This window comes from Streptomyces sp. NPDC003247 (genome assembly GCF_042888135.1).
GTDB lineage: Bacteria > Actinomycetota > Actinomycetes > Streptomycetales > Streptomycetaceae > Streptomyces.
On the sequence record NZ_JBIAPF010000005.1, the window covers coordinates 347,652 to 361,993 of the forward strand.

At 70.7% G+C, this 14,342-nt stretch carries 9 protein-coding genes and 2 CRISPR repeat arrays (1 of these 11 only partly in view); all 9 genes read left to right on the forward strand.

Going from position 1 to position 14,342, the window contains the following annotated elements; all coding sequences use genetic code 11:
* Positions 1 to 25: 25 nt before the first annotated feature.
* The 9 genes from ACFYWQ_RS19070 (at position 26) to cas2e (ending at position 12,331) form a co-directional block, all read left to right on the forward strand.
* A complete protein-coding gene (locus tag ACFYWQ_RS19070) occupies positions 26 to 1,186 on the forward strand; it encodes an IS701 family transposase (protein ID WP_389517965.1) in 1,161 nt (386 codons plus the stop codon).
* A gap of 205 nt (positions 1,187 to 1,391) precedes the next feature.
* Positions 1,392 to 1,784: direct repeats of the CRISPR family, unit length 28 nt; unit sequence GAACTACCCCCGCGGGTGCGGGGACGAC.
* A 203-nt stretch (positions 1,785 to 1,987) separates the two neighbouring features.
* A complete protein-coding gene (cas3, locus tag ACFYWQ_RS19075; protein WP_389517967.1) occupies positions 1,988 to 4,924 on the forward strand; it encodes a CRISPR-associated helicase Cas3' in 2,937 nt (978 codons plus the stop codon).
* A 332-nt stretch (positions 4,925 to 5,256) separates the two neighbouring features.
* Entirely contained in the window at positions 5,257 to 6,948 is a 1,692-nt protein-coding gene (gene casA / locus ACFYWQ_RS19080; RefSeq protein ID WP_389517969.1) for a type I-E CRISPR-associated protein Cse1/CasA, read from the forward strand.
* Entirely contained in the window at positions 6,945 to 8,126 is a 1,182-nt protein-coding gene (gene casB / locus ACFYWQ_RS19085) for a type I-E CRISPR-associated protein Cse2/CasB (protein WP_389517971.1), read from the forward strand. Before casA ends, casB begins: the two co-directional genes overlap by 4 nt.
* Before the next feature lie 122 nt (positions 8,127 to 8,248).
* Positions 8,249 to 9,427 (forward strand): type I-E CRISPR-associated protein Cas7/Cse4/CasC, encoded by a 1,179-nt coding sequence (gene cas7e, locus ACFYWQ_RS19090; RefSeq protein WP_389517973.1) that lies wholly within the window; start codon positions 8,249 to 8,251, stop codon positions 9,425 to 9,427.
* On the forward strand, positions 9,424 to 10,224 hold the full coding sequence (gene cas5e, locus ACFYWQ_RS19095; protein WP_389517975.1) for a type I-E CRISPR-associated protein Cas5/CasD: 801 nt from the start codon (positions 9,424 to 9,426) through the stop codon (positions 10,222 to 10,224). Before cas7e ends, cas5e begins: the two co-directional genes overlap by 4 nt.
* Positions 10,225 to 10,228: 4 nt before the next feature.
* Entirely contained in the window at positions 10,229 to 11,014 is a 786-nt protein-coding gene (gene cas6e / locus ACFYWQ_RS19100) for a type I-E CRISPR-associated protein Cas6/Cse3/CasE (RefSeq protein WP_389517977.1), read from the forward strand.
* A complete protein-coding gene (gene cas1e, locus ACFYWQ_RS19105) occupies positions 11,007 to 11,990 on the forward strand; it encodes a type I-E CRISPR-associated endonuclease Cas1e (protein ID WP_389517979.1) in 984 nt (327 codons plus the stop codon). Before cas6e ends, cas1e begins: the two co-directional genes overlap by 8 nt.
* On the forward strand, positions 11,987 to 12,331 hold the full coding sequence (gene cas2e / locus ACFYWQ_RS19110; protein WP_389517981.1) for a type I-E CRISPR-associated endoribonuclease Cas2e: 345 nt from the start codon (positions 11,987 to 11,989) through the stop codon (positions 12,329 to 12,331). The genes cas1e and cas2e overlap by 4 nt, the downstream gene beginning before the upstream one ends.
* A gap of 21 nt (positions 12,332 to 12,352) precedes the next feature.
* Positions 12,353 to 14,342: a CRISPR direct-repeat array (repeat unit 28 nt; unit sequence GTCGTCCCCGCACCCGCGGGGGTAGTTC) (it continues 787 nt past the right edge of the window).

Genomic DNA, 14,342 nt, shown 5'->3' on the forward strand with positions numbered 1-14,342 from the left:
TCGGTGACTGTGGTTGTGTTCTGCCGTGTCTGTGGATCTCGGGGTGGGGCAGATCGAGGCCTGGCAGGGGATGCTGTCCGGGCTGCATGAACGGTTCGCTGAGCGTTTTGCCAGGTCCGAGCCTCGGGCGCGTGCCCTGACGTATATGGCGGGGTTGATCGCGCCGCTGGAGCGGAAAAACGGGTGGACGCTGGCAGAGCGTGCGGGTGAGGGGCATCCCATCGGGATGCAGCGCCTTCTGGGCGAGGCGGACTGGGACGCGGACGGTGTCCGTGACGACGTGCGGGACTTCGTCGTGGAGACCATCGGCGCCGAGGACGGGATCCTGATCGGCGACGACACCGGCTTCCTGAAGAAGGGCACGCGGTCGGCGGGCGTCCAGCGGCAGTACACCGGGACGGCAGGCAGGACGGAAAACTCCCAGGTCGGCACTTTCCTGGCGTACGCGTCGGCGAAGGGCCGGGCGCTGATCGACCGGGAGCTGTACCTGCCGGCCTCGTGGACCGACGACCGTGAGCGGTGTCGGGCGGCCGGCATCCCTGACGAGGTGCCGTTCGCGACGAAGAACGAGCACTTCCGGTGGATGCTGCAGCGTGCGATCGACGCCGGGGTGCCGTTCGCGTGGGTGACCGCGGACGAGGCGTACGGGCAGGTCAAGCACCTGCGTGTGTGGCTGGAACAGCGCGGGGTCGGCTATGTGCTGGCCACCAGGGTCAACGACACCGTGATCACGACCGGCTGGCGTGAGGTCCGGGTGGACGAGCTGGTCGCCGCCTTGCCCCGGCAGGCCTGGAAACGTCTGTCCGGTGGCCCAGGCTCCCACGGCGAGCGCGTCTACGACTGGGCCCGGGTGGCGATCCGCCCCATGTGGGAGGACGGCGTCGGCCACTGGGTCCTGGCCCGTCGTTCGGTCAAAGACCCCACCGACATCGCCCACTACGTCTGCCACGGCCCCGTCGCCACCCGTCTGAAGGACCTGGTTAAGGTCGCCGCGGCCAGGTGGGCCATCGAGGAATCGTTCCAGGTCGCGAAGAACGAGTGCGGCCTGGACCACTATCAGGTACGCCGCTACGACGCCTGGTACCGGCACATCACCCTCGCCATGGCCGCACTTGCCGCACTCACCGCGATCCGCGCCAGCGAGCTGGAAAAAGGGGCTGCCGTTCAGGGCAGACCACCGCCCTGATACCCCTGTCCGTCGCGGAGATCCGCCGCCTCATCGGACTGGTCCTCTGCCCGCACCGCCTCACCCCACAGCACCATCTGCACTGGTCATGGTGGAGACGCCTCAGCCAGACCCGGGCCCGCCGCAGCCACTACAAACACCGAGGCCACATCCTGCAACTGTGATTGCAGTACTAGTTATGGGGCCACCATGTCGTCACTGGCCAGAACTACCCCCGCGGGTGCGGGGACGACGCGTCCGGCGCGGGGAACGCAACCGAATCGTGCGAACTACCCCCGCGGGTGCGGGGACGACTCCAGGGCTCCTATGACCACGGGCACGCCCTCAGAACTACCCCCGCGGGTGCGGGGACGACCTTATCGTGCGCGCCATGACCGAGATCCGCGATGAACTACCCCCGCGGGTGCGGGGACGACTACAGGCGGATCACGGTCCGGCCGTGCTCCCGCGAACTACCCCCGCGGGTGCGGGGACGACGATGTGAATGAGTGTTGCATCATCACCAGCACTGAACTACCCCGCGGGTGCGGGGACGACATCTCCTCGCGGTAGTAGCCGGTCGAGGACGCGGAACTACCCCCGCGGGTGCGGGGACGACCCCTTCGTGATCAGCGGTGATGCAAGCGAGACTACCTGTTTTCCTTCACCTCGTTCGGCCTTGCCGTGCGTTGAAGATAGCTCAGTAGGGCGTCAGCCAGTGGGCGAGCCACGACCACCGGAACCTGAGTACCAGCATCGATGTCAGTGGGGCCGTTTACAGTGCCGCCAAACGGGCTGGATGCAGTGGAGCAGGGGGCGGGCGTGGAGGATGAGCGGTCGATCGTCGAGTTGATGCGGTCGATGGGCCTGGCCGATGAGGTCATCGCGAGGGTGTCGTCGTTGTGGGGGAAGTCGGCTGCGCGTAACGGTGGGCGGACTCACCTGCTGCTGGGGCATTTGCTGGATACGGCCGCTGTGGCGGGGGTGATGTGGGACCAGTACCTGTCGGCTGCGTTCCGGCGGCGGCTGGACGAGGTCAGCGGTGGTCGGGGGCGGTTGTGGTTCATGTGGGTGTGCGGCATCCATGATTGTGGGAAGGCGTGCCCGGCGTTCCAGGCTATGGATGCGGCCGAGGCCGCGCCGGTGCTGGCGGCGGGTTTGACGTGGGGGCGGCTGCCGGTGGACCGGCAGAAGCGGTGGCGTCATGACGTGGCCGGAGCCGTGATGCTGATGCCGCGGCTGGTGGCTGAGTGGGGCGACGAGGCGGCCGTTGGATGGGTGTGGCCGCTGGTCGCAGGACACCACGGGACATTTCCGCCGATCGCTGCTCTCAGGCCGCCGCGAGGGGCCCAGGGACGGGGTGCCGCCTGGGAGGAGGCCCAGCGGGCGGTCGTGGACGTCTTTACCCGTGCTGTCGGCTTCGAGGACCTGGCGGAGGCGCGGCCGGTCGGCCTTCTACGGAAAGCCGAGCAACTGGCGTTGGCGGGACTGATCGTGATGGCGGACTGGATCGCCAGCGACAGCAGCCACTTCGACGGTCTGGCGGACGCCGGCCAGGTCTCCTTCGCCGGGGCGCGACGCCGTGCCGGGGCGGCGTGGGAGCGGTTGCGTCTTCGTGGCGGCTGGCGGGATCTTCCGCTTCCGAAGGAGCCGCTGGAACCGCTGACCCGCCGGCTGGGCGTGCAGCCACGGGCGTCGCAGCGGGAGCTGGTGGAGCGGGCGTGGTCGATGCCGGCACCGGGACTGCTGGTGGTGGAGGCTCCCATGGGCGAGGGGAAGACGAAGGCGGCGCTGGCGGCCGCCGAGGTCCTGGCGGCGAGGTTCGGCCTCGACGGCGTGTTCGTGGCGATGCCGACCCAGGCGACGAGCGACCCGATGTACGAGCAGGTGCTGCAGTGGGTGCGCACCTTCGACCCGGAACTCGAATCACAGGTCGCGCTCCTGCACGGCAGGCGACGGTTCAACGCCTGGTGGCGGACCATCTGGGCGGGGAAACCGCGCCCGGACGGTGACGGGTGCGGATGCCAGGACGGGAGCCGCCCCGGCGCTACGGGCATGGCGGACGACGACTTCGGCGCGATCGACGAGGACGCCGATTACGGCATGGCACCCGCTCAGTCTTCGCCGGACCGGGCCGCCGACCTCGGGGCGGACGGCCCGGCGTACTGGTTCCTGGGGAACAAGCGAGGTCTGCTCACCGCGTTCGCGGTCGGTACGGTCGACCACCTCTTGCACGCGGCGACCCGCACCCGGCACGTCATGCTCCGGTTCGCCGGGCTGGCGGGGAAGGTCGTGGTCGTGGACGAGGTGCACGCCGCGGACGTCTACATGCGGCAGTTCCTCGTCGAGGCGTTGCGTTGGTTGGGGCAGGCGGGGGTTCCCGTGGTGCTGGTGTCCGCGACATTGCCGCCCGCTCAGCGGCAGCGCTTCGTCGACGCCTACCTGTCCGGTGTACTCGGCACGGCGGATGTGCACCAGCTGGTACCGGAGCCGGCCGGGTACCCGTGCGTCACGGCGGCCTACGGCATCGACGGCCGGGCGGTCGCCGAGACGTCCCGGGAGGCCGTGCGGTCCTGGCGGGAGTCGGCGCCCGTGCAGCTGGCCTGGTTGCCGGATACGGACCCCGCAGGGATGCGGGTCGCCGCGGCCGTGCGCAGAGCCGTCGCCGCTGGAGGTGTCGTCCTGGTGGTGGTCAACCAGGTCGACCGAGCCCAGGCGATCTACCGTGATCTGCGCGACGGAGGCTTCGACGGCGTCCTGCACCTTCTGCACGCGCGGCTGTGTGCTGCCCACCGTGCGGATCGCACCGCGGAATGCCTGCGCCTGATGGGGCCGCAGGCCGGCGACGACCGGCCGGAACGCATGGTGGTGATCGCCACTCAACTCGCCGAGCAGTCCTTCGACGTAGACGCCGATGTGCTGATCACCGACTTGGCCCCCACCGACCTCCTTCTGCAGCGCATCGGCCGGCTGCACCGTCATGGCGGTACCCGGCGTCCGGACGCGCACCGAGTGCCCCAGGTTCTGGTCACTGGTGTGGCGTCCGGCAAGGACGGGACGCCACGGTTCCTGCGTGCCTCGGAGCGGATCTACGGCGAGTGGTCGCTGCTGCGGGCGGCGGCCCTGGTCACGGAGGCCGCAGGCGCGCTTACGGCCGCGGATGCGGCCGAGCCGGTGGCAACGGGCTGGAGCATTCCAGCTGACGTGCCGGGGCTCGTGGCGCGTGCCTATGGGGACATCGGGATCTGCCCGGCGGGCTGGAACGAGACCGGTGCTTGGGAGCGGTGGCAGGCGAAGGAGCGGGAACGGGAGAAGAACGCCGAGGAATACCTGCTGTGCCGTCGGCGGGAGTGGGCCTTCCCGACCCTGGAGGGGCTCCATTACGCCGGCAGCCGGGCCACCTCCGAGGAACAGCTTGATGCCGTCGTGCGTGACGGTGACCCGTCCGTCGAAGTGGTCATGGTCCGGAGAACTTCCAGCGGCTACCGGGCCATTGACGGGACCTGGCTCGGAGTGCACGGCGAGGTGGACGACGACGAGGCGACCGACCGGCTGATGGGCGGCACCGTCCGCCTCCCCCCGCGTCTCACCGATGCCGCCCAGGCCGAGCTGAAGCCGCTTCCGGGGTGGGCTGGCCGCCCGTGGCTCCGATATCAGTTGGCGCTTGTGCTGGAGGAGGACGGCACGAGGCTGCTGGGCGCGGACCGGGTGTCGTACGACGACGTGCTCGGCCTCGTCATCGAGCGGAAGGCCAGGTGAAGCGGCTGTGGAGCCGGGCCGGGACCGCCTCACCCCGCGCTGCGGGGACGGCTTCTCATACTGACTGAAGTATCGAGCGGGAACACCCCCGTTTCCGGGGAGGGCTCCGGCTCCACGAGCCGTGCGCAGAGTACCCGCTCTCCGCTGGGATCGCTGTGACCCAGTCGGTCAGTGTAGACGGGTTCGCCCGTTCCGGTTGAAGTACCGAGCGTTCGGTGACACGCTGTGGGCGACCGGTCGGGGCCAACTCCACAACGGGTCCGTGGAGTTGGCCCACCGGTCGACGCGTCCAGGGGGCGCGGTGAAGTCAGTACACGGAGGGGGGAACCGCCATGGCCGACGAGGGAGATCTCGTCCACGACGTATGGCTCGGCGCCGTCGCCAGTGACGGCGTCCAGCGGCCCGTCGGTCTGTTGAACGCATTGTGCGAAGCGCACGCCATCCGCCGTCTCGAGCTGCCGGTGCACACGATGCTGCCGGTGGTGCTCCGGCAGCTGCTGGTGCCTGTGGTGATCGACGCACTCGGAGTGCCCCGCACCCGGCAGGAGTGGGCGGAGCGGTTCCACCGCGGCTGCTTCTCGCGGGACGAACGGGACCGTCTGGCGCGCTACCTGGGTCCACGCTATGGGGGCCGGTTCCGCCTGTTCGACGCGGAGCGCCCGTTTGCCCAGGTCGCCGGTCTGGAGGCGTTGAACGGGGAGACGAAGACGGCCGCTCAGTTGGTGCCGTCCGTGGCTTCCGGCAACAACGTGCCTCTGTTCAGCGCGCTCAGCGAGGCCGATGAACTGCTGCTGTCGCCGGGGGATGCGGCGTTGTGGCTGCTGCACGCGCACTGCTGGGACACGGCGTCGATCAAGACGGGCGCCGTGGGGGACCCGCAGGCGAAGAGCGGTAAGACGACCGGCAACCCGACCGGGCCGCTCGGTCAGTTCGGCGTGGTCGTCCCCACCGGGCCGACTCTGTACGAGACGCTGCTGCTGAATACGCCTGTCCTGCCCGACGGTCTGGATCCGGGGGACCGGCCGCAGTGGGCATGGGACGAGCGCCCGGCCGGGCTGGCCTGCAAGTCACCGGCCGAGGCAGCCTGGTCCGAGCGCCCGGCGACCGGCCTGCTGGACCTGCTGACCTTCCAGGCACGCCGGATCCGTCTGCTCTCCTGCGAGACGGAGAAGGGACGACGGGTGCACCGGACGATCGTGTCGGCCGGCGACCGGCTGGCACAGACGCCCGAGATCGAGCCGCACACGGCGTGGCAGCACACCGCCAAGCCGAAGAAGGGGCAGTCCCACCGACGGCCCCGTAGGCATACCTCGGGTCGGGCTGCCTGGCAGGGGCTGGGAACGTTGCTGGCAATGACGCTGCCGGTGCATAGCGACGGCCCCTACACTTCGTTGCTCCTGCGGCAGATCGGGGACCTGCAGGGCGCCGGGGTGCTGTCCGGGCGGTATCCGCTGGGTGTCGAGACGTCGGGTCTCGAGTACGGGACGCAGTCCGCCGTGGTGGAGAACGCCATCGGCGACGACCTGCCCCTGCCGGTGAAGGCCCTGCTCGCCCAGGACGACTGGCTACGCGAAGCCCTGTTGGAGTGTGTGGCGCAGGCGGACCAGGTCGCCCGTGCCCTGGACGGTCTCAACAACGACCTGCGGCGTGCCGCAGGCGGAGATCCGCTGCCCCGCGACAAGGGCAGCCGACCGTCTGCACAGTTCCTGCACTCCCTCGACGCGACCATGCGCCGCCTGCTTGCCGGGCTGCGGACCGTCGACGAGGACGACGAGGAACTTCTGGAGCGTGCCCAGCTCGCCTGGGAACAGTCTGTGCAGATCGCCGCCGACCGCGAGGCGGACCTCCTGCTCGCGGCAGCCCCGCCGCGGGCCGTGGTGGGCCGGACGGTGAAGAGCGGCGACAAGGAGTTCGTCTACCGCAGCGGCAAGGCCATCGGAATTTTCCGGACCAGGCTCGCCGAAATCCTGACACGGGTAACCGAGGAACGCCGCGTCAAGCGTGAGGAGGCGGCCGCAGCATGACGACCACCAGCAGCACCCCCGGCGGCCACCTCAAGACGGGCCGAACCCGGCCGTTCTTCTGGGAGGAGGCGGCCGACGACTGGCAGTCGGCGCGCGGGGAAGGGCGGGGGCCGGGATTCTCCGAGTACGTCGTACGGAACCTGCGGGCCCTGCGCGAGGGCGTCGGCCGGGAAGCCGGCACCGATCCGTCCATCCGATCCGTCCATCGTGTCCCCTTGCCGGACGACGGATTCGACCGCCTCCCGGACCGCTACGTCGCAGAACACCACGCGCTCACCCTGTTCGGGCTGCATCAGCACGCCGCGTCCGAATCCGTCCACCAGCCGGGCATCGGTCTGGGAACTGCCTGCTTGTCGTTGCGCCGCAGCGAGGCGTGGGCGGAGGCCGCCGTGGAGCGGCGCCTGATCGCGGCCGCGACCGCTCAGGACCTCCACGAGCTGGTGCAGCACCTTCAGCGGCTCGTGCCGCTCCTGCGGCAGGCGGGCGTCGGCCTGGACTACACCCGCCTGTTTCGTGAGCTGACCGCGTGGGACGGCCCCAACCGTAACCGGGTGCTGCGGTCCTGGGGCCTGCAGTACACCGATCCCGGCACACCGGCCCCGGCCGGCGGGGAGACACCCGGCAAGGAGCGGGCGCCGTACTGGGTGACGTTCGAGCCCGGCAGCCCGGATGCCGGAGCGGAGCTGGCAGCGCTGCGCTCGGGTACCGGCCGGGAGCCGGGAACGGTCGCCGCGATGTGGCCGTTCCACCGCACCCGCATGGCATCCGAGTGGCGCAACAAGGGCTCCCTGACCCGGGACCTGGCCGCCGAGCACTGCGCCCTCACCCTGTTCGCCCGCCACCAGCAGACGCACGACCGCCGGATGCACGTCGCGGGCAACAGCCCGGGCACCGCCGCCGGTCTGCTCGCCCGGAAGGCGGCCGCGGGCAGCGAAGGCAAGGCCGCCACCGCCGCGCTGGAGCGGCGTCTCGGTCATCTGCTCACCTCCGCCGACGCCGACGAACTCGCCATGCACCTGCGGTCCTTCGTCCCGCTGCTGAACCAGGTCGGAGTCGGACTCGACTACGACCTGCTCCGCACGGCTCTGCGGACCTGGGACGACCCCCGCCGCCCGGACGCCGCCGCCAGGCTCCGGCAGCAGTGGGACCGCGACTTCCACATCACCGCGTCTTCCTGACGCCACCCGGGTAGACCGGCCGGTCACGGCACCATGCTGTCGGCCCGGCCTCCCGCTCACCTCAACCCGTCCTCGACCGCGCCCCGACCGAGTGGCGCCCCATGCCTTCAAGGAGTCACGCCATGAGCCGACCGACCCTCTTCGTCGAGGTCCACATCCTCCAGAGCCTGCCTCCGTCCAACGTGAACCGGGACGACTCCGGCACTCCCAAGCAGGCCGTCTACGGCGGGGCCCGCCGTGCCCGCGTCTCCTCGCAGGCGTGGAAGCGTGCCACCCGTACCGAGTACGCCAAGCACGTGCCGGAGGCCGATCAGGCCACCCGTACCAAGCGGATCGCCAGCCTGCTCGCCCAGCGCCTCGTCCTCCCCGCTTCCGAAGGCGGCACTGGGCTGGAGGCCGGGCAGTCGGACCGCCTGGCCGCCGCCCTGCTGGAGCCACTCGGCATCACCAAGTCGGCCAAGAAGGACGACCAGTCCGCCTACCTGCTGTTCTTCGGCAAGAAGCAACTCGACGCCCTGGTCCAACTGCTGGGCGGCCGAGCCGCCGAGCTCGCCGCCCTGCCCGACGACGACCTCAAGAACGAGGTGAAGAAGCTCTCCGTCGTCAAGACGCTGTCCACCGGGCACCCTGCCGAAGTCGCCCTGTTCGGCCGTATGGTCGCCGACCTGCCCGCCCTGAACGTGGACGCCTCCGTCCAGGTCGCGCACGCCCTGTCCACCCACGCCGTGCGCACCGAGTTCGACTACTACACCGCTGTTGACGACGAGAACACCGACGACCACGGCGCCGGCATGATCGGCACAGTCGAGTTCAACTCCTCCACCCTGTACCGCTACGCCGCCCTTGGCGTGCACCAGCTGCGTGAGAATCTCACCGACATCGACGAGACCCGCCGCGCGACGGTGCGGTTCATCGAGGCGTTCACCCGCTCCATGCCGACCGGGCACCAGAACTCCTTTGCCCACCGCACCCTGCCCCACCTGGTTCTGCTGACGGTCCGCACCGACCAGCCCGTGAACCTGGTATCCGCCTACGAGGAACCCGTCACCGGCACCACTGGCCTGGCCTCGGAATCCGTCGTCCGGCTCGCCGACGAACTCAAAGCGGTCGCCGAGACCTGGGGCGACAAGCCGCTGCGGACCCTGGCCACCTACACCGCCGAAGGCGACAAGATCACCGAAGTCTTCGGTTCCTCCCTGCCCTTCCCCGCCCTGCTCGACTCCGTCGACACCCTGGTCGGACAGTGGCTCACCGACGGCGAGATCACGCCCGCCGAAACCCCGGAGGCCGACGCCCGATGACCGGCACCGACCACGCCGTCCTCGTGCTGCGGCTAGCCGCCCCGCTGCAGTCCTGGGGCGGCCCGTCCCGCTACAACCGGCGCGAAACCCGGCCCCAGCCCACCAAGTCCGGCATCCTCGGTCTCCTCGCCGCCGCCGAGGGCCGCGACCGCGAGACCACTCTCACCGACCTGGTCGGCCTGCAACTCGGCGTCCGGGTGGACCAGCCCGGCACCCTGCTGCGGGACTACCACACCTACAGCGACTACCGCGGAGTGCCGCTGCTGTCGGCCAAGACCAACGCCAAGGGACAGCAGACCAGGACCACACCGGCCAAGTACACCGGCGTCACCCAGCGCTTCTACCTCCAGGACGCCGTTTTCGTCGCCGCCCTGCGCGGCCCGAAAACCCTGGTGCAGAGCCTGGAGGAGGCAGTCCGCAACCCCGTCTTCCCGCTCTGTCTCGGCCGCCGCTCCTGCCCGCCCACCGGGCCCGTCAGCCTCGGACTCTACGCCGACACCGAGCTGGAGGAAGCCCTCAAGGGCGTGCCCTGGCAGGCGGGCGCCCACCGTCGCCGGCAGGCCCGGGACACCACCGTGTCCCTCGAGGCCACCGTCGAAGACCCGGCCGGCGACCAGCTCGCCGTCGACGTGCCCGACACCTACGACCTCAAGACCGGAACCCGGTTCGGCCGACGCGCCGTCCGTCACCTCTGGGTCACCGTGCCCACCGGCCGCACCCAGCCCGCCCACCCCGCAGCGGACACCGGCACGGCCAAACAGTCCGACCACGATCCGTTCGCCCTCCTGGGCTGGTGACCACATGCCCTACCTGTCGAAAATCGCCCTCAACCCGCGCCGCCGCGCCGCTGTGGCGCTGCTCTCCAGTCCGCACCGCCTGCACGCCGCCCTCCTGTCCGGACTGGCCGTACAGCCCGTCACCGAACGCGTCCTGTGGCGTCTGGACAGCAACACCCCGCACCGGGCCGACATACTCGTCCTCACCGAGAACCGTCCCTCCTGGGCCCACCTTGTCGACGAAGCCGGCTGGCCCGGAGCCGACGGCGGCGCGCCGCTCATCGCCGACTACACCTCCCTGCTCGAGCGCATCGCCCGCGGCCGTGAGTTCGGCTTCCGCCTCACCGCCAACCCCGTCCAGAGCGTCGCCCGGCCCAGCCGGCCGAGCGAACAGCAGGCCGCCCGCCTGAAGGAAGGAGCCGACAACGGCAATCGGCCCCGCGGCTCCCGCGTCGCCCACCGCACCGCCGCCCAGCAACTCGAATGGCTCCTCAAGCGCTGCGAACACCACGGCTTCAGCATCCCCGACGCCGCCGCCACACCTCCCGCCCCCGGCCTGCAGACCGAGGGCCAGGACCTGTCCGCCGGCCCCGCCGTGACCATCATCAGCCGCGACATCCTCCGCTTCCGCAAGCATTCCGACGGACCTCGCGTCACCCTGTCCACCGCCACCTTCGAAGGGCGCCTTCGCGTCACCGACCCCGACACACTGCGCGCCGCCCTGCTCGGGGGCATCGGCCCCGCCAAGGGCTACGGCCAGGGCCTTCTCACCCTTGCCCCGCTCCACCCCCACGAGGCCAGGCATGGCTGAACCCTGGTGGCGGACCGGACCGCAGGACGTGCACAGGCTCGAGGACCGCATCTCCAGCCTCTACGCCGAGCGCTGCCACATAGACCGGGACGACAACGCCGTCGTCCTGGTCAACAAGGCACGCACCGTCCACGTCCCGGCGGCCTGGCTCGCCGTCCTCCTCATCGGCCCCGGCAGCCGGATCACCCACCCCGCCGTCACCCTGCTCGCCGACTCCGGCACCGCCGTGTGCTGGGTCGGCGAGCAGGGAGTGCGCCTCTACGCCACCGGCACCAGCACCGCACGCGGCTCCCAGCTCCAGCTTCGCCAGGCATGGTTGGTCACCCGCCCCAAAGAACGCGTCGCCGTCGCCCGCCGTATGTACGACATGCGTTTCCCCGGCGAGGACACCACCGGCCTGACCCTCCAACAGCTCCGAGGCCGCGAAGGCACTCGCATCCGCCGCCTCTACGCGCAGCACGCCGAGCGGACCGGGGTGCCCTGGACCAAACGCGACTACAAACCAGGCGACGCCTTCGCCGCCGGCGACGACGTCAACCGGCTCCTGTCCGCCGCCAACTCGGCCCTCTACGGCATCTGCCACGCCGCGATCACCGGACTGGGCGCCAGCCCCGCTCTCGGCTTCGTCCACACCGGCAACGCCCTCTCCTTCGTCCTGGACATCGCCGACCTCTACAAGGCAGAGTTCACCATCCCCCTCGCCTTCGACCTTGCCGCGCAGGGCCTCACCTCGGAGCGTGACGCGCGTACCGCCTTGCGAGATGCCGCAGTCCGGGGCAAACTCCTGCCCCGCATCGTCGCCGACATCAAGCAACTCCTCGTCCCCAACGGCGGCGACTTGCCGGACGAGGAACTCGGCGCTCTCTGGGACGACGGCGACACGGTCGTCAGCGGTGGCCGTAACTGGAGCGCCGCGCACCACCTCGACATCATCCCCGAACGTACCGACTCCACTCCCACGGAGACGGCCCCGTGAGCGCCGGGACGACCGTGGTCGTGCTCATCGCAGCGCCACCCGGACTCCGGGGACACCTCACCCGCTGGTTCGTCGAGGTGGCCGTCGGCGTCTACGTCGGAAACCCCAATCCCCGTATCCGCGAACGCCTTTGGACCGTCCTTGCCGAACGGATCCACGACGGCCAAGCCGTCATGATCGAACCGGCGGCCACGGAACAGGGCTGGTCCGCCCGCACCGCCGGCCGTAACCGTTGGACCCCCATCGACTTCGATGGCCTGACCCTCATGGCCCGCCCGCGTCAGAACGGACAACCCTGGCGGCCTGCGAACGAGGTAAAGCAAAATGGTGTGATCAGCTGACAACGCTGCAGGTCACGAAGAGTCGTCCCCGCACCCGCGGGGGTAGTTCGAACCACGGCGCCCCGGGGATCCGTCAGGAGCTGTCGTCCCCGCACCCGCGGGGGTAGTTCCTCCGGCCCTGCGTAGCCGTGGTTGGCCAGCACGTCGTCCCCGCACCCGCGGGGGTAGTTCGGGCCAGCAGCGCGAGACCGGCGACGACTCCGGGTCGTCCCCGCACCCGCGGGGGTAGTTCCTGGCAGACGACGACCGCCGAGCCCGCGACTCCGTCGTCCCCGCACCCGCGGGGGTAGTTCGTCCAGCAGCACCTCGGCCGGGACGCCGCGAGCGTCGTCCCCGCACCCGCGGGGGTAGTTCCAGGCGGGCCCACGTCTGTGGGCCCGGGTAGCCGTCGTCCCCGCACCCGCGGGGGTAGTTCCTGCACCTCGTTCGATCACTCGTGAGTGGTTTTGTCGTCCCCGCACCCGCGGGGGTAGTTCCCCCCCGATTTCTCTTGCACGCCCCGAGCCGCCGTCGTCCCCGCACCCGCGGGGGTAGTTCGACTACTCGGATCAGGGGATACGCCCTGTTCAAGTCGTCCCCGCACCCGCGGGGGTAGTTCCCGGCAGATGAACGGGCACGTCGTCCGCAGCTAGTCGTCCCCGCACCCGCGGGGGTAGTTCCGCGGCCCGGGACACCACGCAAGCCCGCCGCGCGTCGTCCCCGCACCCGCGGGGGTAGTTCGTCGGCCTACGAGCGGATCCTGCTCCTCGCCGAGTCGTCCCCGCACCCGCGGGGGTAGTTCGCTGGAGGCGGAGCGGAGGAAGCTGCGCGAGCTGTCGTCCCCGCACCCGCGGGGGTAGTTCGCCGAGGTGGCCGAAGAACAGTGGCGTGAGCAGGTCGTCCCCGCACCCGCGGGGGTAGTTCGGTCGGGGCCGACACCCCCTGAGAGAGGCGCACGTCGTCCCCGCACCCGCGGGGGTAGTTCCCCGTAGCGGTCGCCGAGGCGGGTGAGGGAGGCGTCGTCCCCGCACCACCCGCGGGGGTAGTTCCTCCAGGGTCCTCGGGCACCTGACGGATGGCCTGTCGTCCCCGCACCCGCGGGGGTAGTTCGAAAGCCCCGGCCGGCGGGCGCGGGGCGAGCGGGTCGTCCCCGCACCCGCGGGGGTAGTTCCCCGGCGAGGGCGAGGCGCCGTTCCGCACGTTCGTCGTCCCCGCACCCGCGGGGGTAGTTCCTGCGCACCTCGCACCTGTCGTGGACCCTGCTGGTCGTCCCCGCACCCGCGGGGGTAGTTCCTGGTCATGTCGTGGGACATGGCCTTCAAGGACGTCGTCCCCGCACCCGCGGGGGTAGTTCCCACGAAGGAACTCGAATGGACCAGCGCGTTTTGTCGTCCCCGCACCCGCGGGGGTAGTTCGACCGAGGCCGCCCAGCAGTACCGCGACCACGCGTCGTCCCCGCACCCGCGGGGGTAGTTCGGACGGCCTCCAGGTGGACGTCGGCTGGCGCGAGTCGTCCCCGCACCCGCGGGGGTAGTTCACGGGGCGGCCTCCGGCAGGTGCTACCAACACCGTCGTCCCCGCACCCGCGGGGGTAGTTCGGCCGGGCAGGACTTCCAGCCGCTCGTGTCCGCGTCGTCCCCGCACCCGCGGGGGTAGTTCTCCGGACCACATCACCCACCCATAGATAGAGAGGTCGTCCCCGCACCCGCGGGGGTAGTTCCTACACCGTGGCGTCCGGCGGCTCGACCACGGTGTCGTCCCCGCACCCGCGGGGGTAGTTCTCTGTTCGGCTTCAACGCGGAGAGCAGCGAGGTGTCGTCCCCGCACCCGCGGGGGTAGTTCCTCCGTTGGCCGCACCGCCGCCCGCCGCGTGCGGTCGTCCCCGCACCCGCGGGGGTAGTTCCGCGGTGCAGCCGTCGGCGCGCGCCGCACGCTCGTCGTCCCCGCACCCGCGGGGGTAGTTCCGCGACAGCGACGGCCAGCCCATGTTCATCTACGTCGTCCCCGCACCCGCGGGGGTAGTTCGTTCCCG

Bases quoted from the DNA above. Each gene is read 5' to 3' on its own strand.
- cas7e (WP_389517973.1), top strand. From the start codon at position 8,249: ATGAGCCGACCGACCCTCTTCGTCGAGGTCCACATCCTCCAGAGCCTG.
- cas6e (WP_389517977.1), top strand. From the start codon at position 10,229: ATGCCCTACCTGTCGAAAATCGCCCTCAACCCGCGCCGCCGCGCCGCT.
- cas5e (WP_389517975.1), top strand. From the start codon at position 9,424: ATGACCGGCACCGACCACGCCGTCCTCGTGCTGCGGCTAGCCGCCCCG.
- casB (WP_389517971.1), top strand. From the start codon at position 6,945: ATGACGACCACCAGCAGCACCCCCGGCGGCCACCTCAAGACGGGCCGA.
- casA (WP_389517969.1), top strand. From the start codon at position 5,257: ATGGCCGACGAGGGAGATCTCGTCCACGACGTATGGCTCGGCGCCGTC.
- cas1e (WP_389517979.1), top strand. From the start codon at position 11,007: ATGGCTGAACCCTGGTGGCGGACCGGACCGCAGGACGTGCACAGGCTC.